Raw genomic sequence first — 19,925 nt, forward strand, 5'->3', positions numbered from 1 at the left:
TCTGGCTCAGCGACCGAGCATGTCCTCGCTTGCCCGCGAGTGCTCGGTGATGTGGATGAGGGTGGGGCCGTCGCGGCCGTCGGCCTCGTTGAGGGCGGCGAGGAGTTCGCCCGCGCCCTCGGCGTGGATGCCGTAGGCGCCCATCGCCGTCGCCAGGGCCGGAAAGTCCGGCCCGGTCAGTGCCACGCCCGAGGGTGCGTCGCCGCGGTCGGCCATCTCGTTGCGGATCTCCCCGTAGCCGCCGTTGTCGACGATGATGAGGGTCAGTTTCACTCGCGCCTGGACGGCGGCGGCGAGTTCGGCGATCGTGAACATCGAACCGCCGTCGCCTTCGACCGCGACGACTCGGGCCTCGGGTGCGGCGAGCTTGGCGCCGATGCCCGCGGGCAGGCCGTAGCCCAGTGTTCCCGCGCCTGCCGGGTAGAGGAAGCGGTCGCCGCGGCGAGCCGTCCATCCCGTCTGGACGCCGTAGTAGCAGGCCATCGTCGAGTCCGCGGCGAGGACGACCGGTCCCGCCGCCGAGGCGGTGAAGGCGTTGAGCGCGTCCGTGAGATCGGCCCACGGTGCACCGTCCTGCTCCATCGCGGAGGCGGCCGTGTCCTTCCAGCCTCGCCGCCAGTCCGCCGCCGCCGCCGTGGCCTCTGCCGAGCGCCGCCCTTCCAACGCCGCAGCCAGCTGCCCGGTCGCCGATTTCGCATCGGCGAGGATGGGGTGGGACACGGATGCGTTCGTGAGCATCTGCACCTCGTCGATGTCGATGCGCACCACGGTCTCGGGCAGCGGCAGGGGTTCGGGCCAGAAGTCGCTGGAGGCCAGTTCGGTGCCGATCGCGATGACGGCGTCGGCATCTGCGGTCAGCTCCGGCAGCAGTTCGAGGAAGCCGATGGCGCCGAGACTGTTCTCGCCGTCGTCGTCGATGACGCCCTTGGCGTTCGAGGACACGATGATGCCCGCACCCAGAGCCTGCGCCAGCGTTTCGATCTCCCGGCCCGCCCCGTGCGAACCGGCGCCGGCGATGATGAGCGGACGGCGGGCGCCGGCGAGAGCCTCGGCGGCGGTGTCGATGCGGTTTGCATCCGCGCTCGGCAGCGGTCGGGTCACGGACGGGTGCGACCGGCCAGGTCCCGTCGCCTCGATGAGGTCGAGGGGTATCTCGATCGCCGCGGGCCGGGTCCGGCCCGAGCGCATCGCCGACAGCGTCTGCCCCACTGCCAGGGAGACCTCGCCGGGGCTCGTGACCCGGTGGACCTCGGTGAGCACGGCTTCGAGTGCGCCCGCCTGGTTGCGGACCTCGTGGAGGAGGCCGTTGCCGCGGCCGGGATGGGTCAGCGGCATGCCGGGGCAGATGAGGAGCACGGGCACGGAGTCGGTGAAGGACTGGAGCAGGGCCGTCAGCGCGTTGAGGACGGCCGGTCCGGTGGTGGTGACGACGACGTTGACCTCGCCGGTCGCACGTGCGGCGCCGTCGGCCATGTATCCCGCACCCTGTTCGTGACGGGGCGAGACGATGTCGATGCCCTCGGCCGACAGCTGGGCGAAGATCTCGAGATTGTGGGTCCCGGGGATCCCGAACACCCGCGTGATGCCTTCGGCCTTCAGCGCCCGGGCCAGATGTGCACCTCCGGTGATGTCTGCCTGTTCCATGGTCACTCCTTGCTGGTTTCGGTGTCGGTGACGACGAGTGCGTCGACGGCCAGCGCGCCGGATGCGGCGACGCGGACCGGGTTGATCTCGATCTCAGCGATCTCATTGTTCGAGGCGATGAGTCGGGAGACGGCGACGATGACCTCGGCGAGCCCATCGAGGTCGGCTGCCGGCCTGCCGCGCCAGCCGGTGAGCAGGCGGTAGCAGGTCAGCCGGGAGATCATCTCGAGCGCTTCGGTATGGGAGACGGGAGCGAGTTCGAGCCACGTATCGCCGTAGAGCTCGGTCTCGGTGCCGCCGGCTCCGACCATGACGATGGGCCCGAAGTTCTCGTCCTGCCGTCCGCCGACGAGGATCTCGACGACGCCGTCGCGGGTGTCCATCTCCTCGAGAACGTACTCTCCCTCGCCGAGGCGGGCGACCATGTCCGCATGCGCGCGGGCGACGGCGCTCGTATCCTCGAGGCCCAGGACGATGCCGCCCACCTCGGTCTTGTGCGCGAGCCATCCGGCTTTGAGGGCGAACGGCGGAGTCAGCTCTGCTGCGGCGATCGCCTCGGCGAGGTCGTCACCACGACCGAGGGTCACGGCTGCGGGCACGGGCACTCCGGCTGCGGCCATGGCGTCCCGAGCGGCCGTATAGCCGGCTCCCCACGGCGTGATGGTCCCGGAGAGGTCGTGGGTCTCGGTGATGCGACCGGAGTGGGAGGCGTAGAACCCGGCCCGGGCGAGCACGCGCATCGCGGCTTCGATCGAGGCATAGGACGGGATGCCGCGTTCCCACAGACCCGCCACGGCCTGGGAATCGGCGCTCATCGAGTGGACGATGAGCGGTTTGCGGTGACCGCTGACGATGTTCCCGAGACGCTCGACCTCGGCGAGTTCGGCCTCGAGCAGCTCGGGGATGTCCTCGCCGTAGCAGCCGAAGTAGCCGCTGAGGACGACGGCGTCGATCGTCTCATCGGCCAGCAGCACGTCGACGAGGCTCGAATACACCGACAGGTCCTTCTCGCCCGCGCCGTCGAGGTCGATCGGATTGTCGATGCCTCCGGCCTCGGGCAGGTGGACAGCCGCTTTCTCAGCGGTGGCCGGGTCGAGGACCTCGACGCTGAGGCCGAAACCCTCGGCGGTGTCCGCGGCGATCGCGCCCTGGCCTCCGGAGTCGGAGATGACTGCGACCCGCCGGGCCGCAGGCAGCCAGGAGGAGGCGAAGAACCCGGCGAGTTCGACGACCTCGCCCGGCGTCGAGAGCCGGATGGCGCCGGCGGCGCGGCAGGCCGCATCGACGGTGTCGATCGCCGAAGTGAGCGAACCGGTGTGCGACTTCGCCATGCGCGCACCGGCATTCGACGAGCCGGTGGTCAGGATCATCGTCGGCTTGCCCGCCGCCCGCAGCGCCTGCATCGCCTGCACGAGTGCGCTGCCGCCGGTGAAGGATTCGAGGTAGATGACGACCTGCGCGGTGTCGGGATCATCGACGAGAGAGCGCAGGATCTCCGCGGCGCGCACATCCGACTGGCCCCCGATCGAGGCGAACCGGGAGATTCCGAGGCCGCTGCGGGCCGAGAGCGTGGCGATCTCGGTGCCGAGCTGCCCGCTCTGGGTGACTACGGCCAGTGACCCCGGGGTGAAATGGCCCCAGGCGAGCAGCAGCTCATTGGCCGAGTCGACGAGGCCCAGTGAGTTCGGTCCGATGAGGCGGGCACCGGCGGCGACGATCCTCTCCGCGAGCTCCGCGGCGTTCGGCACGCGCGCGGAGATGATGAGGAAGGCGCGCACGCCGGCGGCCAGGGCTTCGTCGACGGCTGCGGAGACCGCAGGTCCGGGGATGGAGATGACGAGCAGCTCAGGGACCTCGGGCAGCTCGGACAGGTGCGCGAAGGTCGGCTGTCCCTGGATCGAGGCGGCCCGGGAGTTGATGAGGTGGACGCTGCGCCGGTGCGCACCGGTGAGCGCGCCGGCCGAGAGCCAGAACCCCCATTTGCTGGGATCGTTCGATGCTCCGAGGACGGCGACGCTGCCGGGATCGAAGAACGCATCCATGGCGCTAGCGACCGCTCGCGGCGGGCGCGTCGACGCGAGGTGCCGCGTCGTCGGCGTGGAGGCGGGCGAGGTTCGCATCGACCGTGGCCTGTGCGGCCGCGCGCGGGCTGATCCCCTGCTCTGCGGCCGTGGCGAGGACCTCGGTGGTGAGTTCGCGCAGGGTCGTCGTCACGAGTTCGCGGCTGTCGGTCCAGCTGCCGTCGACGTCGCCGAAGGTCACCCACCACCACCAGGCGTTGGTCGCGGAGTTCGCGAGGAAGTCGGGGACGACGGTGACTCCGCGTGCACGCAGCTTCTCCTCGGCCTCGGGCAGCACGGGCATGTTCGCGGCTTCGACGATGAGTCCGGCCCGGATGCGCTCGCAGTTGTCCGCGGTGATCGCATAGCTGACGGCGGCCGGGATGAGCACCTCGGCCTCGGCGGCCAGCCAGTCGTCGCGGTCGCCGTCGTGGTCTTCGGCGCGCAGGGCCGCACGGTCGATGCCGCCGAAGGGGTCACGGGTGGCGAGCAGGGCCTCGACGTCGAGGCCCTCGGGGTTCGAGACGAACCCGTCGGCGTCGGCGATGCCGACGATCCGCACTCCCGCCTCGGCGAGGAATCGGGCGCTCGCGCCTCCCATCGATCCGAATCCCTGGATGACGGCACGGCAGGCCGCCGGATCCTGTCCTTCGGCCCGGAGCGCGGCGATCGCCGAGGCGGCCACGCCGAGTCCTCCGACGAGTTCGTCCTGGGCCACGCCGTCGACGACGGTCGCGAAAGCGGTCTTCGCCCGGACCGCCGAGGCCTCGGGGTCGGTGATGAGTTTGTCCACGGCGGCGAGGCCGGAGCCGAGTCCGCGGCGGGCGATGATCTCGTCGATGTCGCCCTGACGGACTCCGAGGTCCTCGCCGAGTGCCCAATAGGTGTGCATGATCGGAGCCATCGCAACGAGGAACCGTTCGAGGACCTCCTTGGCTCCCGGCGCGCGGGGATCGAAGTCGATGCCGCCCTTGGCACCGCCGACGGGGACGTAGTGCCGGCCCTCGCGAAGATGTATCGCCTCCTTGCGGGTCATCCCCTGAGCCAGGCCGCGCACCTCCTCGAGGGTGCAGCCCTTGCGCATGCGCAGACCGCCCGAGGCGGTTTCGCGGACGAGGGTGTCGATGACGACGAAGCCGCGGGCTCCGGTGGCAGGATCCTGCCAAGTGATGTCCATGAACATAGTGCTCCCCAAAGAATCTAACTGAATCGCCATTCAGTAACGCGTTCTCCCTCAGTCTGACGTGAAACCGCGGGCGCGTCAAGAGGGCTGTTCGGCAGGGCTCTAACACCCGGTTCGATAGGCTCTGGGCATGATGTCAGGCTTCGCCTATGCACACCCCTGGTGATGGCCCGAGCAGCAGGATGCCTGGGCACAGCAGCTGACAGAGCGTTCGGGCCCCCGAGCCGCGGGCCGCCGATCGCTGAATGATCGGTCTCTGAGCAGTGCTCGAGTCAGTCGAGCTCGCTGGTGAGGAACTCGCCGACCCAGGCGCGCAGCTTCTCCTGGGATACGGAGTCCGAGTTGAACAGCAGCTGCACGGCGAGGCCGTCCAGGTAGGCGAGGATCCGGGTGGCACAGGCCTCGGCGAATCCGTCCGCCGACTGCGCACCGGCTTCATCGCCTCGTGAGGCGACTTCCCCGGATCCGATGCCTTCGACGATGAGGTCGGCGAGGATCGTCTTCCAATCACGGTCGAGGGCCGAGAAGGTCGATTTCAGATCCTCGTCGAACAGCCCTGCGGACCAGCCGTCGATCCAGATCTTCCAGCTGCGCGTCGAGCCGGCCGGCATGTACCAGCCGATGACCTCGCTCAGCCGCTCCCGAGCGGATCCGGTTCCGGCTGCGAGGTTCCTGGCGTGGTCGAGGTCGTTGCGTCCGGCATGGTCGAAGGCCGCGGCGACGAGTGCTTCCTTCGTCGCGAAGTGATAGATGACCAGACTTGCGCTCAGCCCCAGTCGCTCGGCGACATCGGCCACACGCAGGGTCCGCAGACCCGTCGCTTCGATCTCCTCGACCGTGGCGGCGAGGATCTCCTCGCGGCGGACTTCGGCACTCTTCCTCGCCATGACTCCCCTGTCGTTGCTGTACGGCCCTTCTCGAGCGTACAGCCTCCTCACTGCCTCAGGGCAGCCGGACCTCGGCGGCAGGACCGACCATGGCCAGGGCCTTCGGCTTCTCCAGCAGCGAACCGGCCATGGCGCTGACCTCGTCAGCGGTGACCGAGCGGATGCGCTCGATGAGGTCGAGCGGCGCCTCGAGCGGCAGACCGAAGATCTCCGACCTCGCCAGACGATTCATCCGGGCCGCCGACGACTCAAGGCCGAGGACCATCGACCCGGACAGCTGGGAGACGATCTCGTCGAGTTCGAATCGGCTCGGCGCTTCCTGGGCCAGCCGGTCCCATTCGGTCAGGGCCAGGTCGATGACCGCCTGAGCGTTCTCGGCCGTGCAGCCGGCGTAGATGCCGAAGGTGCCGGTGTCCGTGAACTGGCTGGCCACACAGTTGACGGCGTAGGCGAGACCGCGTTCCTCGCGCACGCTCTGGAACAGCCGCGAGGACATTCCGCCGCCGAGCATCGTCAGCAGCACGGAGTAGACGAACCGATCGTCGTGGCCTTCTTCGAGGCCTTCGCAGCCGAGCAGGAGGCCCAGCTGTTCCGTGTCCTTGACGGTGTGGGATGTCCCCGGCCGGAAGACCGGGCGCTCACGGGTCGCACCCGCCAGGTGGGCTCCTGCCGCAACCCTGTCGGCGGACCAGGCCTCCGCTCGGGAGCCGAGCCCCGCCTCGGCGAGGGCGTCTTCGACCATCCTCAGCACCTCTTCGTGGGTGGCGCCTCCGGCGGCGGCGATGACCAGACGCGGCGGGATGTAGGTCGAGGAGTAGTGGTCGATGACCGTGTGGTGGCCGAGGGCGCGGATCTGCTCCTTCGTCGCCCCGACCGGTCGGGCCAGCGGATGATTGCCGAAGACGAGTGCGTCGAAGTCGTCGAAGAGGACATCGGTGGGGTCATCGGCCGACATCGCGAGCTCTTCGATGATGACGCCGCGCTCACGCTCGAATTCGTCGACGTCGAGCTGGGAGTTCGAGACCATGTCGAGCAGCAGGCTCGTGATGTTCGGCAGGTCGGTGACCAGGCACCGCGAGTAATAGCAGGTGAGCTCCTTTGCGGTGATCGCATTCGAATCACCGCCGGTGCGGTCGAAGGCCGCGGCGATGGACTTCGCGTCCTTCGTCTCGGTGCCCTTGAACAGCATGTGCTCGAGGAAATGCGTCGAACCGGCCGTCGTCGCGGATTCGTCCCGCGAACCCGCGGCGACCCAGATGCCGATCGTCTCCGAGGCCAGGCCCGGCATGTGCTCGGTGGTCAGTGTCAAACCACCGGGGAGGACAGACCGATCGATTCGGCTGCCCTCCCCGGTGTGCGAACTCTCGAGTATCAGTTGTCCGATCCCTCTTCGCTCTCGGCGTCCTCGTCGCCGACCGGGGCCAGCGACAGCTTGCCGCGGTCGTCGATCTTCGTGATCTCGACCTGGACCTTCTGGCCCACGCCGACGACGTCCTCGACGTCCTCGACGCGCTTGCCGTCATTGAGCTTGCGCAGCTCGGAGATGTGCAGCAGGCCGTCCTTGCCCGGGGTCAGGGAGACGAAGGCTCCGAAGCTCATCGTCTTGACCACGGTTCCGAGGTAGCGTTCGCCGACCTCGGGCACCTGCGGGTTCGCGATCGCGTTGATCATCGAACGGGCGGCCTCGGCGGCCGGTCCGTCGGTGGCGCCGATGAGGACGGTTCCGTCGTCTTCGATGCTGATCTCCGCGCCCGTGTCCTCCTGGATCTGGTTGATCATCTTGCCCTTGGGCCCGATGACCTCGCCGATCTTGTCGACGGGGATGTTCACGGAGATGATCCGCGGTGCGGTCGGGGCCATCGCGGCGGGTGCGTCGATGGCATCGGCGATGACGTCGAGGATGACCATGCGGGCCTCGCGGGCCTGCTTGAGGGCTGCGGCCAGCACCGAGGCGGGCAGACCGTCGAGCTTGGTGTCGAGCTGGATCGCGGTGACGAACTCCCGGGTGCCGGCGACCTTGAAGTCCATATCGCCGAAGGCGTCCTCGGCACCGAGGATGTCGGTCAGAGCCGCATAGGCGGTCTGCTCACCCTGGTCGGTGGAGATGACGTCGGAGACCAGGCCCATGGCGATGCCGGCGACGGGCGCGGCCAGCGGCACGCCGGCGGAGAGCATGGCCAGGGTCGAGGCGCAGACCGAACCCATCGAGGTCGAACCGTTCGAGCCGAGGGCCTCGGAGACCTCACGGATGGCGTACGGGAAGTCCTCGCGCTTGGGCAGGACGGGCACGAGGGCCCGCTCGGCCAGGGCGCCGTGGCCGATCTCGCGGCGCTTCGGGCTGCCCACACGGCCGGTCTCGCCGGTCGAGTAGGGCGGGAAGTTGTAGTGGTGGATGTAGCGCTTCGAGGTCACCGGCGACAGCGAGTCGATCTGCTGCTCGAGCTTGAGCATGTTGAGCGTCGTGATGCCCAGGATCTGCGTCTCACCGCGTTCGAACAGCGCCGAACCGTGCACGCGCGGAACGACGTTCGTCTCGGCGGTGAGCGGACGGATGTCCTTGAGCCCGCGGCCGTCGATGCGGACCTGGTCGGTGAGGATGCGCTTGCGCACGACCTGCTTGGTCAGGGCGTTGAGAGCATTCGCGATCTCCTTCTCACGGCCTTCGAAGCGCTCTCCGAGCTTGTCGAAGAGCTCGCCCAGCAGCTTCTCACCGGCGGCCTCGCGCTCCTGCTTGTCGGCGATGCGGAAGTTCTCGGTCTGCTTCTCCTCGGCCAGTTCCTTCACGGCCTCGAAGACGTCGTCCTCGTATTCGCGGAAGACGGGGAACTCGACGGTCGGCTTGGCGGCGCTGTCGGCGAGTTCGGACTGCGCGCGGCAGAGTTCGGCGATGAAGGGCTTGGCGGCGTCGATGCCCTCGGCCACGACCTCCTCGGTGGGGGCCTGGGCGCCGGTCTTGATCTTGTCGATGGCGTTGTCGGTGGCCTCGGCCTCGACCATCATGATGGCGACGTCGTCACCGACCACGCGACCGGCGACGACCATGTTGAACACGGCGTCCTCGAGCTGCGAGTGGTTCGGGAAGGCGACCCACTGGCCGTCGATGAGGGCGATGCGCACACCGCCGATGGGGCCGGAGAAGGGCAGGCCCGACAGCTGGGTCGACATCGATGCGGCGTTGATGGCCAGGGCATCGTAGAGGTGATCGGGGTTGACCGACATCACGGTGACGACGACCTGGACCTCGTTGCGCAGGCCCTTGACGAAGGACGGGCGCAGCGGACGGTCGATGAGACGGCAGGTGAGGATCGCGTCGGTCGAGGGGCGTCCCTCGCGGCGGAAGAACGAACCGGGGATGCGGCCGGCGGCGTACATCCGCTCTTCGACGTCGACGGTCAGGGGGAAGAAGTCGAAGCCCTCACGGGGGTGCTTGCCGGCCGAGGTGGCCGAGAGCAGCATGGTGTCGTCGTCGAGGTAGGCGACGGCGGATCCGGCGGCCTGCTGGGCCAGTCGTCCGGTCTCGAAGCGGATGGTGTGCGAACCGAAGCTGCCATTGTCGATGTGCGCAACGGCGGATTCAGGGTTGAGTCCCACGTAGTCTCCTAGATTGTGCCGGCACGCGGTGGCCCTCAGCGGACGAGGAGTGTCCTCGTTGCATGAGCGATCGCACCGCCTTGCGCAGTGCGAGGCCCCACGCCGAACCGGCGGGAATATTGGCTTCGGACATCCCATGGATCCAAGCCGGTCATCGATCGGGGCCCACGGAACCGGCACGCTGGGTGCGCATTCCTCCGGAGGCCACTACCGAAGACCGAAACGTCCATGGCAGGATTGTCCACCGCCAAGTCTACCGCAGAAGCACATGGTTCACCTCAGCCGAGCCGGCCGGAAGCACGAAAGCGCCCCACCCGGAGGTGGGACGCTTCCATGACTGCTGCGCGAGGCCGCGATCGGCGCCGGTCCAGGACGAACCGGCGACCGGGCGAACTCAGCGAATCAGCGGCGCAGGCCGAGGCGCTTGATGAGCGAACGGTAGCGCTCGATGTCGACCTTCTGCAGGTACTTGAGCAGGCGACGGCGCTGACCGACCAGCAGGAGCAGGCCGCGACGCGAGTGGTGGTCGTGCTTGTGATCCTTGAAGTGCTCGGTGAGGCCGGAGATCCGGCGGGTCAGCAGCGCAACCTGGACCTCGGGAGAACCGGTGTCGCCCTCGTGAGTTGCATATTCCTTGATGATCTCTTGCTTCGTGGCAGTATCGAGAGCCATGGAGTTCTCCTATCGTGTCGTTGCGCGGCGCGACGACCTGAAGTCTTCGCACTGTGGGACCGCGGCCGGTGAAAACGGCAGAGATCAGCCTATCAGGTGTGCAGGACCTCGCGCACATCGGCGATGTCCTCGTGCATCTGCGCGATGAGGTCATCCATGCCGGTGAAGGCGACCTGGCCGCGGATGCGGGAGACGAATTCGAGGGTCATCTCACGGTCGTAGACGTCGAATTCGCCGAATTCCTTATCGAGCACATAGGCCTCGACGCGACGGGTGCTGCCTTTGAACGTCGGGTTCGTGCCCACCGAGATCGCCGCCGGGTACGCCTGTCCCTCACCGGAGAACGTCGCCCATCCGGCGTAGACGCCGTCGGCGGGGACGAGCCCCTCGGGATCGTCGGAGAGGTTCGCCGTAGGGAAGCCGAGATCGCGGCCGCGGGCGTCGCCGTGGACGACTGTGCCGTGGAGGGCGTGGTACCGGCCGAGCTGATCGGCCACCTCGGCGACATCGCCGGCGGTGAGCTGTTCGCGGATGCGCGAAGAGGAGTAGCGGCCGCCGCGTCCGACCTCGTCGATCGTCTCGGTCCGGAACCCGAATCTCTCGCCGAGGCGGCGCAGCGTGTCGATGGTGCCTTCGTTGTCCTTGCCGAAGCGCACATCGTCGCCGACGACGACGATGCGGACTCGCAGGGCCTCGACGAAGCAGGTGCGGACGAACTCTTCGGCCGACTGTGCGGCGAAGTCGAGGTCGTAGGGCTGGATCAGGAGCGCGTCGATCCCGGTCTCGGCGATGAGATCGGCCCGCTGTCGTGTGCTCGTGATCATCACGGTCGGGTCGTCGGGGCGGTGGACCGTGCGCGGATGCGGGTCGAAGGTCATTGCGATCGACCGCAGGCCTTCCTGCCGGGCGAGTGCCGCGACGGTCCTGAGGACGGTCTGGTGACCGCGGTGCACACCGTCGAAGTTGCCGAGGGTGATGACGGTGCCGACATCGTCGACCTTCACTTCACCCAGTCCGTGATACAGCTCCACCAGACGTTCGCTCCTTCCGTGCACCGACTCAGATTATCGCAGAGATGATCGCGGTCCTAACCCACACCTCGCTGAGGCGGACGGGCCCGATCTCAGGTGATGACCGCCCAGCCGATGACGCCGATCAGGCAGGCGAAGGCGATCGAGACGAAGGTGCCGATGATGAACCTCTCCCCCGCCGCGGCCGAGGATTTGATCTCGGCGAAGCGGCCCAGCCCCTTGACCGCGATGACCACGGCCATGAGCTCGGGGCGCCCGAGGACGATGGCCCCGGCGATGAGTGCGCGTTCGACGATGCCGACCCACAGGCCCCCGCGCAGGACCTCGATCTCCTCGGTGCCGGTGCGCGTGGGCTTCTCGCCCGGGCCCGCATGCGTCAGACGGAGGAACAGCGGCACCAGCGGCCAGCCGATGAGCGCGGCGGCGACCGCGGCCGCGACGGCGATGAGGACCTCAGTCCACATGAGCTCCTCCTTCCGCCAGTCCGAGGTGGTGGGCGGCGAGTCCCTGGCCGCCGGCGACGATCTCTGCGGTGCCCTGTGCGAGCACCCGGGACACGGCCTGCTGGGAGACGTCGAAGTGCTCGGCGATCTCGGTCTGCGTCGCCTCGGGACGGTCGAGGCGGAAGCCGACGTAGCCGCGTGACTGGGCCCGCAGCTCTTCGAGCGCGCTGACGAGCAGCCGCAGGGCCGCCTCGGCGAAGGCGGGATGGTCCGAGCGGTCCTGCTCGATGCCGGAGCGCACGACGAGGTGGCCGGGCGCGGACTTCGCAGCCTCGACGGCCTGCCGGGCGGCGTAGACGGCCTGCCCTCTGGCTTCGACGGTCGTCTCGGGCAGCGGCCGTTCGACCTCGCCGATGCCGATGCCGATGTGCCAGCCGGAGACGACGGCAACCCGGCGCACTGCCTCGGCGACGGCCGACGGGTCCGCAAGGACGCCCTGGGCCTCGTCACCGATGGTGCGGGAGAACGGAACGAGGGTGCCGACCGGCTCGAGCGCCTGCAGCACTGCGGGCACGGCATCGGCGGCCCGACGCGATTCCCGTTGGTCGACGGTCATGACGAACATGCCCCAATTACAGCAGATCCCTCGACCATGCACAAGACATTTGATTGTAAATGCGGATTACAATGTATTTCGTTGTCAGGCGAGGTCGATGGCGAAGGCCGTGAGTGACTTGAGGCCGCCGGAGCGCACCTCGGCGACGGAGACGAGAGTCCCCTCCCAGATCACCGCCACTTCGCCGGAGGAACCGGCGATGCCGTCACCGACGGCGACGGTCTTGCCCTGCATGAGTGCCTTGGCCTGCTCGCCCCCGACTCGGACGACGGGCAGAAGGGTGCGGGCGACCTCGGCTAGAGACATGAGTTCGGGAGCCGGGACGTCGAGGTCCTCGGGCAGGGAGACGGCACGGTCGAGGTCGAATGCGCCGACTCTGGTGCGACGCAGCGCGGTGAGATGCCCGAAGACGCCGAGGTCGGCGCCGATGTCACGGGCCAGGGCGCGCACATAGGTGCCCGAGGAGCAGTCGACCTCGACATCGACGTCGATATGGCCGTCGGCGGCGGCGAACCGGATGTCGAGGACCTCGAAGGAGGAGACCTCGACCCGGCGGGCCTTGAGTTCGACCTCCTCACCGGCCCGCACCCGGGCGTAGGAGCGTCTGCCGTCGACCTTGATCGCCGATACGGCGCTGGGGACCTGGTCGATCAAGCCGCGCTGAGCGGCGACAGCGGCTTCGATGGACGCCGCGTCGACGCCGGCAAGAGCTTCAGGACGCGCGAAGCGGTCGGGCTCGGAGTCGGCGTCGTCCGTGGGCGTCGAGGACCCCAGCCGGATGGTGGCCAGGTAGGTCTTCGACTCACCGGTGATGTAGCCGAGCAGCTTGGTGCCGCGGCCGAGGCCGAGCACGAGCACTCCTGTGGCCATCGGGTCGAGGGTCCCGGCGTGGCCGACCTTCTTGGTCCCGTACCAGCGACGGATGCGTGAGACCACGCCGTGCGAGCTCAGGCCCTGCGGTTTGTCGCAGACGAGGATGCCCTGCGGGGAAGAATCGCTCACAGTCGTGGCGATCAGTTGAAGGAGGCGTGCACGTGGTCGAAGTGGTTGGCGGTCGCGCTGCCGCGATCCTCCATGCTCTTCCAGCCCTGGCCGGGCATCCAGATGCGCTGCTTCCAGATGACGTACTTGACGTTGAGGCTGCCCTGGTTCTTGATCAGGTAGTCGGCGATGCGATCGCCGGTCGAACCGGTGATCATGATGTCCACGGCCTCACCGGTGTTGTGGTCCGAACCGGTGCCCGGGCGGCGACCGCCGAAGGTCTTGACTTCAGGGAACTTCGCGCACACTGCACGGTAGCCGTTGACGGCGTTGGGCAGCAGTCCGGATTCGATCGACGAGGACACGTCGCACGGCGGCGCAGAGGTGTCGCTCGAGGTGCCTTCGCCCTCGGAGGACTTCTCGTCAGAGGAAGAAGACGAGGAGGAGGATTCCTCACTGCTCTTGCTCGACTGCGCAGACGATGAGGATTCGGCGGTCGGCTTCGGCTTCGGAGCCTTGACCTCGAGAGTGGTCTTCGACGACTTGTTCTTGTACTTCGGATCGTCCTTGACCTTCTCGAGGTACTCCTCGCCGGCTTTCTTGCGCTGCGCGTCGATCTCGTCCTGACTCACCGACGAGGGACTCGTCGACTCCTCGGGAGTCGTGCTCGCGGCCTCGGTGGTGACATTTCCGGACTCGGGCGGTCCCATGACGACGGTCGAGCCGACCACGGCGGCGGTCGCGGCGGCCGGAACGGCGATCGCAGCGACGACGGGACGCTGCTTGACGGTCGCCAGCACGGAGGTCGCCGTTGACGGCACGTTCGCTGAGTGCCGGCCTGCGGAGCGCTTGCTGGGCGTCAGATCCCGGACGAGCTGCTTCGCAAACGACGGCTTCGGTGAAGAGTGCTTACCCAATGCAGAATTCCCTTAACAGAGTCGTAATCGTTTCGTTACCGGAAAAAAGTCTACGACACCGGGGAAAGATAACAAAACTGTTACGAGAAGTTTTTTCTGCACGTGACGAAGATCAACGATCAATCCTCGTCATCGTCGTCCTCGTTCTTCTTGTACGGATCGGCTTCGCCTGCGGGTGAGGCGTTTTCGGCCAGTCCTGCCACACGCGCATCGTCGGCGGCGGCCTCGGCCAGCAGGCCGTCGAGGCGAGCGGCTGCCTCGGGGACGGCGTCGGCGATGAATTCGAGGCTCGGGGTCAGGCGGATCGTCAGCCCCTTGCCCACCTCGGAGCGGATGAAGCCCTTCGCGGATTCGAGCGCCTTGCCCGTGGAGACGAGGTCCTGACCGTCGCCGAAGACGGTGTAGAAGATCGTGGCGTGCTGCAGATCGCCGGTCACCCGCACATCGGTGACGGTGACGAAGCCGAGGCGCGGATCCTTGAGCCGACGCTCGATCGTGCTGGCGACGATGACCTTGATCTGGTCGGCGATCTTGCGGGCCCGAGTCGGGTCTGCCATGGTGTTGTCCTTTGTTTCGGGGTCGGAGCTGATCTCCGGCCACATCTTATCCGTGGTAGGGCCGCACCTCGTGATCGACGAGGCTCGACCCGAGAGTCGAAGCGGCTCCGGCCGATCCCTTCCGGGACCGACCGGAGCCGTCAGCATCGACCCGTGGTGTCAGGGTCGAGTCGCGCGAACTCGGTTCAGTCGCGCGGCTTCTCCTGCATCTCGAAGGTCTCGATGATGTCACCGACGCGCAGGTCGTTGAACTTGCCGAGGCCGATGCCGCACTCGTAGCCCTCGCGGACCTCCGTGGCATCGTCCTTGAACCGGCGCAGCGACTCGATCTGGACGTTGTCGCCGATGACGACTCCGTCGCGGGTGACCCGAGCGGTCGAGTTGCGCTTGATGAGACCGTCGCGGACGATCGAACCGGCGATGTTGCCGAACTTCGAGGACCGGAAGACCTCGCGGATCTCCGCGGTGCCCGTCTGGACCTCTTCGAACTCGGGCTTGAGCATGCCCTTGAGCGAGCTCTCGATGTCCTCGATCGCCTGGTAGATGACCGAGTAGTAGCGCACATCGACGCCTTCGCGGTCGGCCAGGTCGCGAGCCTTCGCTTCCGGACGGACGTTGAAGCCGAGGACGATCGCGTTGTCGACCGTGGCCAGGTTGATGTCGTTCTCCGTGATCGCACCGACGCCGCGGTGGATGATGCGCAGATCGACGTCGTCGCCCACATCGATCTTGAGCAGCGAATCCTCGAGTGCCTCGACGGCACCGGAGACGTCGCCCTTGAGGATGAGGTTGAGCATGTCGACCTTGCCCTCGGCCAGAGCCTTGGTGAAGTCCTCGAGGCTGATCCGCTTGCGACCGCGGGCCTGAGCGGCGTTGCGCTCGATGGCGTCGCGCTTCTCGGCGATCTGGCGCGCGGTGCGATCGTCATCGGTGGAGATGAACGAATCACCGGCACGCGGCACGGAGGACAGACCGAGCACCTGCACCGGACGGGACGGACCGGCCGCCTCGACCTGGTTGCCGTTCTCGTCGAACATCGCACGCACACGGCCATAGGCGGTGCCGCAGACGATGGCGTCGCCCTGGCGCAGGGTGCCGGACTCGACCAGCACGGTGGCCACGGCTCCGCGGCCCTTGTCGAGCTTGGCCTCGATCGCGATGCCGCGAGCGGACTTGTCGGGGTTCGCCCGCAGGTCCAGGGCGGCATCGGTCGTCAGCAGCACGGACTCGAGCAGCTGGTCGATGCCCTCGCGCTTGAGTGCGGAGATCGGCACGAACATCGTCTCGCCGCCGTACTCTTCGGCCACGAGGTTGTATTCGGTCAGCTGCTGCATGACCTTGGCGGGGTTCGCACCCTCCTTGTCGATCTTGTTGACGGCCACGACGATCGGCACATCGGCTGCCTGGGCGTGGTTGAGCGCTTCGACGGTCTGCGGCATCACACCGTCATCGGCGGCGACCACGAGGATCGCGAGGTCCGTCGACTTCGCACCGCGGGCACGCATGGCGGTGAACGCCTCGTGGCCCGGGGTGTCGAGGAAGGTGAGCTTGCGCTCCTGGCCCTCGTGGTCGACCTCGACCTGGTAGGCACCGATGTGCTGGGTGATTCCGCCGGCCTCGCGGGAGGCCACATTGGCCGAACGGATCGCATCGAGCAGCTTGGTCTTGCCGTGGTCGACGTGACCCATGACGGTGATGACCGGCGGGCGGGCGGCGAGATCCTCGTCGTCCTCCTCGGCGGCTTCGGCGTCGAGGTCGATGTCGAAGGTCTCGAGCAGCTCACGGTCCTCGTCCTCGGGCGAGACGATCTCGATCTTGTAGCCGAGCTCCTCGCCGAGGACCTCGAAGGTCGCCTCGTCGAGGGACTGCGTGATCGTCGCCATCTCACCGAGGTGGAAGAGCACGGTCACGAGGTTCGTCGGATCCGTGTTGATCTTCTCGGCGAAGTCCGCGAGCGAGGAGCCGCGACGCAGACGCAGCGGCGTATTGCCGTCTCCGCGGGGAACGGTGACGCCGCCGACCGACGGAGCCTGCATCTGCTCGAGCTCTGCGCGCTTCGCCCGCTTCGACTTCCGTCCCTTCTGACGGGGACCTCCGCCGCGACCGAATGCACCCTGGGTGCTTCCGCGACCGCGACCGGAGCCGCGTCCGCCGGGACCGCCGGGTCCACGACGCGGGCCGCCGCCCGGAGCACCGGCCGGAGCGCCGGGTCCGCCGCCGGGAGCGTTGCCGCGACCGCCGCCGCGGCCACGACCGGGAGCGGGCTTGTTCAGGGCCGAGTTCTTCAGCATCGAGGGATTGGGGCGGGGTGCGCCCGGGCGCGGTCCGGGACGGGGAGCGCTCGAGGCCTCCTCACCGGTTCCGCGCGGCTTCTGACCCGGCTTCGGCATGCCCTGTGAGGAAGCGAAGGGGTTGTTGCCGGGGCGTCCGCCCTGGCCGCCCTGACCACCGGGACGACCGCCCGGCTTGGGTCCGCGGCCACCGGGCTTCGGCATGCCCTGCGACGAGGCGAAGGGGTTGTTGCCCGGGCGCGCGGAACGGCCACCGGGTTTCGGGGCCGCGGGCTTGGCTGCGCCGCCGGGCTTGGGTGCGCCGGGCTTCGGGGCACCGGGCTTGGGAGCGCCCGGCTTCGGAGCCGCGCCACGGCTCGGCTTGGCCTCGGGTGCGGCCGTCTCTGCGGTCTCTGCCGGCTCGGCCGGTTTGGAGGCCGCGGGAGCCGCGGGCTTGGCGCCCGGCTTCGGTGCGGGCTTCGCCGCGGATTCGGTCGCCTCGGCGGGCTTGGGCTTCGCCGGACTCGACGGCTTCGCCGGGGTCGACTTGGGCGTCGACTTCGCGCCGGGCTTGGGGGCCGGCTTCGCTCCGGGTTTCGGGGCTCCGGGCTTCGCCGCCGGCTTGGCGGCGGACTTCTTCGCAGCTCCGCCGGACTTCTCACCATCGGCGGGAGCGGAATCCGCGAAGGCCTCCTTCACTCGGCGCACGACGGGCGCTTCGAGTGTCGACGAGGCCGAGCGAACGAATTCGCCCATGTCCTGGAGCTTCTCGAGGACGTTCTTACTGGTTGTGCCGAGCTCTTTCGCGAGCTCATGGACACGGGGCTTTGCCACAGTTCTCCTGTCCGGGTTCTTTCCCGGTCAGGAAAGAACCTCATCAATGAAGAGCAGTACTCATCTCACTGCTCTCTCGAATTCCGTTTGGGTGTCATCGTGCGACACTCACAACTTGTCATCCATTCTCAGCTACCCGTTCTCTTTGGGTTCGGTCTCCAGCCTCGGCAGATCCGAGGCGGTGATCTTCGTTCGAAAGGCTCGAGCGAAGGGGGCAGCGGTCCGTGCCTTGGCCAGGCACTTCTCATCGGGGTGCACCCAGGCACCACGTCCGGGCAGTGTCGCTGACACGTCGTGGACGACGGCGGGGCGCTGATCGGGGCGGAACACGAAACGTGTCAGCTCGCTCCGATCGGCCTTCTGCCTGCAGGCGATGCACGTCCTGAGGGGTCCATCGCCGGCATTCACAATGAATGATTCTACAGCACGCACGCCTCGGCTCGCGCCAAGGGGGACAGTGGTGCGGGTCACGCGACGGCGCTGCGCCCCGGGAGCGACCGCGTCCTGAGTCTCTCGACGGCCGCGTCCTGAGTCCCTCGACGGCCGGGTTCAGTCGGCTGCGACGATGTCGATCTTCCAGCCGGTGAGCTTGGCGGCCAGGCGCGCGTTCTGCCCCTCCTTGCCGATGGCCAGCGAGAGCTGATCGGTGGGCACCACGGCGCGCGACTCCTGGGCCGCCGCGTCGAGGATCTCGACCCGCTTGGCCTTGGCCGGTGAGAGCGCGTGGGCGATGAACTTCGCCGGATCGTCCGAGTAGTCGACGATGTCGATCTTCTCCTGACCGAGCTCATTCATCACCGCGCGCACCCGGGACCCGAGTTCGCCGATGCACGATCCCTTCGCATTCACGCCGGGCTTCGTGGCGCGCACGGCGAGCTTCGTGCGGTGTCCGGCCTCGCGGGCCAGGGACACGATCTCGACGGTGCCGTCGGCGATCTCCGGCGCCTCATGGGCGAAGAGCCGACGCACGAGGTTCGGGTGGGTGCGGGAGACGGTGACCGAGGTGCCCTTCGTGCCCTTGTGGACATCGGCGATGTAGACGCGCAGCCGGGTCCCGTGACCGTACTGTTCGCCGGGGACCTGTTCGTGCGGGGGCAGCACGGCCTCGACGTCGCCGAGGTCGACCTGGACCATCTGCGGGTCCCTGCCCTGCTGGATGGTGCCCGAGGCGATCTCGCCTTCCCGGCCCTTGAAGGTGCCGAGCAGGGATTCGTCCTCGACATCGCGCAGCCGCTGGTGGATGACCTGCCGGGCGGTCTGGGCGGCGATGCGGCCGAACCCGGTCGGAGTGTCGTCGAACTCACCGATCGGATTGTCGTCGTTGTCGAATTCCACGGCGAGGATGCGCACCTCACCGGAGGACTTGTCGAGTTCGGCGCGGGCGTCGGGCCAGGCGCCTTCGGTCTTCTGGTAGGCGAGGTAGAGTGCCTGTTCGATGAGTTCGATGAGGGTGTCCAGCGGAATCTCACGCTCTCGTTCGATCACGCGCAGAACATTGAGGTCGATGTCCATGTGCCAATTTCCTCTCCGGCTCATTCGAGCATTGAATTGTCTGTGTTCACTTATGCAGGCGTCACAGTCTATCCCAGTCCGCGCCTGCACCTGTCAGGGAGGGGCTGGGCCCTGTCGGTGAGGGCCGGCGGCCTGCCGACGAGTGCCTGCACCCTGTCGATGGGGACCGACGGCGCACCTCAGCGGAACTTGAGCTCGACCTGCGCCTTGCGGATATCGTCGAGCGGGACCTGCCTGGTCTCCTTCTTCTGCGGGTCCGTGCCCGTGATCGAGGACTCGCCCACCTCGGCGAGGTCGAGTTTGAACGTGTCCTTCTTCGTCGTGATCTCCAGGCGGCGCCCGATCACGCGTTTGAAGTGGCGCGGGGTCTCGAGCCTGCGCGTCGCCCCGGGACTCGTGACCTCGAGCTGATAGGGCTTGTCCCGGAAGATCTCGACCTCATCGAGGGCGTCGCCGACGATCTTCGTCGATTCGGCGATCCTGTCCATCGACATCGCCTCGGTGCTCGACTCGTCGAGGTCGACGACGACGGTGAGCGTGCGGCGGGGACCCGCGGCGACGGCCTTGACGTTCTCCAGGTGGTAACCCGCCGTCTGCAGGGGCGGGGTGAGCACGCCCTTGATCCGTTCGACGTCCTCGTCCATGTCTCCTCCTCTTCGCTGGCCCTCCCACCCGCCGAGGTGCGGCGGACGGGTTCGGCGGCCCGCTCGTCTGCCCTGCCGACCGC

17 protein-coding genes are annotated in these 19,925 nt (G+C 67.9%); all 17 read right to left on the minus strand.

Translation table 11 applies throughout. From position 1 onward, the window contains the following. Positions 1-6: 6 nt before the first annotated feature. The 17 genes from IIE29_RS00560 to IIE29_RS00640 all read right to left on the minus strand — a co-directional run bounded on the left by IIE29_RS00560 (position 7) and on the right by IIE29_RS00640 (position 19,842). Complete coding sequence (locus tag IIE29_RS00560; protein WP_209323259.1) at positions 7-1,644, minus strand: thiamine pyrophosphate-binding protein; 1,638 nt, start codon at positions 1,642-1,644, stop codon at positions 7-9. A gap of 2 nt (positions 1,645-1,646) precedes the next feature. Then, entirely contained in the window at positions 1,647-3,686 is a 2,040-nt protein-coding gene (locus IIE29_RS00565; RefSeq protein WP_209323260.1) for an acetate--CoA ligase family protein, read from the minus strand. A 4-nt stretch (positions 3,687-3,690) separates the two neighbouring features. Then, positions 3,691-4,881, minus strand: coding sequence for a Glu/Leu/Phe/Val dehydrogenase dimerization domain-containing protein (locus IIE29_RS00570; protein WP_246475629.1), 1,191 nt, complete (start codon positions 4,879-4,881; stop codon positions 3,691-3,693). A gap of 278 nt (positions 4,882-5,159) precedes the next feature. Then, the gene (locus IIE29_RS00575) at positions 5,160-5,774 is read right to left on the minus strand and encodes a TetR/AcrR family transcriptional regulator (RefSeq protein WP_209323262.1); all 615 of its coding nucleotides are present in this window, start codon (positions 5,772-5,774) and stop codon (positions 5,160-5,162) included. Positions 5,775-5,829: 55 nt separating this feature from the next. After that, on the minus strand, positions 5,830-7,083 hold the full coding sequence (locus IIE29_RS00580; RefSeq protein WP_246475630.1) for a M16 family metallopeptidase: 1,254 nt from the start codon (positions 7,081-7,083) through the stop codon (positions 5,830-5,832). A gap of 62 nt (positions 7,084-7,145) precedes the next feature. Further along, the gene (locus tag IIE29_RS00585; RefSeq protein ID WP_209323263.1) at positions 7,146-9,365 is read right to left on the minus strand and encodes a polyribonucleotide nucleotidyltransferase; all 2,220 of its coding nucleotides are present in this window, start codon (positions 9,363-9,365) and stop codon (positions 7,146-7,148) included. Between the two features lie 402 nt (positions 9,366-9,767). Then, complete coding sequence (rpsO, locus tag IIE29_RS00590; RefSeq protein ID WP_209323264.1) at positions 9,768-10,037, minus strand: 30S ribosomal protein S15; 270 nt, start codon at positions 10,035-10,037, stop codon at positions 9,768-9,770. A 92-nt stretch (positions 10,038-10,129) separates the two neighbouring features. After that, a complete protein-coding gene (locus tag IIE29_RS00595; protein ID WP_209323265.1) occupies positions 10,130-11,068 on the minus strand; it encodes a bifunctional riboflavin kinase/FAD synthetase in 939 nt (312 codons plus the stop codon). Between the two features lie 92 nt (positions 11,069-11,160). Beyond that, the gene (locus IIE29_RS00600) at positions 11,161-11,532 is read right to left on the minus strand and encodes a hypothetical protein (RefSeq protein WP_209323266.1); all 372 of its coding nucleotides are present in this window, start codon (positions 11,530-11,532) and stop codon (positions 11,161-11,163) included. Then, entirely contained in the window at positions 11,522-12,136 is a 615-nt protein-coding gene (locus tag IIE29_RS00605; RefSeq protein ID WP_209323267.1) for a MarR family transcriptional regulator, read from the minus strand. Before IIE29_RS00605 ends, IIE29_RS00600 begins: the two co-directional genes overlap by 11 nt. 75 nt (positions 12,137-12,211) lie before the next feature. Continuing rightward, positions 12,212-13,129: a tRNA pseudouridine(55) synthase TruB gene (gene truB, locus IIE29_RS00610; protein WP_209323268.1), complete on the minus strand. Its 918-nt coding sequence runs from the start codon at positions 13,127-13,129 to the stop codon at positions 12,212-12,214. Positions 13,130-13,140: 11 nt separating this feature from the next. Continuing rightward, the gene (locus tag IIE29_RS00615; RefSeq protein ID WP_343071746.1) at positions 13,141-13,929 is read right to left on the minus strand and encodes a VldE C-terminal domain-containing protein; all 789 of its coding nucleotides are present in this window, start codon (positions 13,927-13,929) and stop codon (positions 13,141-13,143) included. A 215-nt stretch (positions 13,930-14,144) separates the two neighbouring features. After that, a complete protein-coding gene (rbfA, locus tag IIE29_RS00620; protein ID WP_209323270.1) occupies positions 14,145-14,582 on the minus strand; it encodes a 30S ribosome-binding factor RbfA in 438 nt (145 codons plus the stop codon). 185 nt (positions 14,583-14,767) lie between these two features. Next, entirely contained in the window at positions 14,768-17,686 is a 2,919-nt protein-coding gene (infB, locus tag IIE29_RS00625; protein ID WP_209323271.1) for a translation initiation factor IF-2, read from the minus strand. Positions 17,687-17,818: 132 nt separating this feature from the next. Continuing rightward, a complete protein-coding gene (locus IIE29_RS00630) occupies positions 17,819-18,094 on the minus strand; it encodes a YlxR family protein (RefSeq protein WP_209323272.1) in 276 nt (91 codons plus the stop codon). Positions 18,095-18,235: 141 nt separating this feature from the next. Beyond that, positions 18,236-19,198 (minus strand): transcription termination factor NusA, encoded by a 963-nt coding sequence (gene nusA / locus IIE29_RS00635; protein ID WP_209323273.1) that lies wholly within the window; start codon positions 19,196-19,198, stop codon positions 18,236-18,238. Positions 19,199-19,377: 179 nt separating this feature from the next. Then, positions 19,378-19,842 carry a ribosome maturation factor RimP gene (locus tag IIE29_RS00640; protein WP_209323274.1) on the minus strand — a complete coding sequence of 155 codons (465 nt, stop codon included), beginning with the start codon at positions 19,840-19,842 and terminating at the stop codon, positions 19,378-19,380. Positions 19,843-19,925: the final 83 nt, after the last annotated feature.

Source organism: Brevibacterium renqingii, from assembly GCF_017808095.1.
Classification (GTDB): domain Bacteria; phylum Actinomycetota; class Actinomycetes; order Actinomycetales; family Brevibacteriaceae; genus Brevibacterium; species Brevibacterium renqingii.

What these genes read in the sequence shown, in the direction of transcription:
- rpsO (WP_209323264.1), bottom strand. Translation starts at nt 10,037, where the DNA reads ATGGCTCTCGATACTGCCACGAAGCAAGAGATCATCAAGGAATATGCA.
- IIE29_RS00565 (WP_209323260.1), bottom strand. Translation starts at nt 3,686, where the DNA reads ATGGATGCGTTCTTCGATCCCGGCAGCGTCGCCGTCCTCGGAGCATCG.
- IIE29_RS00575 (WP_209323262.1), bottom strand. Translation starts at nt 5,774, where the DNA reads ATGGCGAGGAAGAGTGCCGAAGTCCGCCGCGAGGAGATCCTCGCCGCC.
- IIE29_RS00570 (WP_246475629.1), bottom strand. Translation starts at nt 4,881, where the DNA reads ATGGACATCACTTGGCAGGATCCTGCCACCGGAGCCCGCGGCTTCGTC.
- rbfA (WP_209323270.1), bottom strand. Translation starts at nt 14,582, where the DNA reads ATGGCAGACCCGACTCGGGCCCGCAAGATCGCCGACCAGATCAAGGTC.
- nusA (WP_209323273.1), bottom strand. Translation starts at nt 19,198, where the DNA reads ATGGACATCGACCTCAATGTTCTGCGCGTGATCGAACGAGAGCGTGAG.
- IIE29_RS00640 (WP_209323274.1), bottom strand. Translation starts at nt 19,842, where the DNA reads ATGGACGAGGACGTCGAACGGATCAAGGGCGTGCTCACCCCGCCCCTG.
- IIE29_RS00600 (WP_209323266.1), bottom strand. Translation starts at nt 11,532, where the DNA reads ATGTGGACTGAGGTCCTCATCGCCGTCGCGGCCGCGGTCGCCGCCGCG.
- IIE29_RS00560 (WP_209323259.1), bottom strand. Translation starts at nt 1,644, where the DNA reads ATGGAACAGGCAGACATCACCGGAGGTGCACATCTGGCCCGGGCGCTG.
- IIE29_RS00605 (WP_209323267.1), bottom strand. Translation starts at nt 12,136, where the DNA reads ATGTTCGTCATGACCGTCGACCAACGGGAATCGCGTCGGGCCGCCGAT.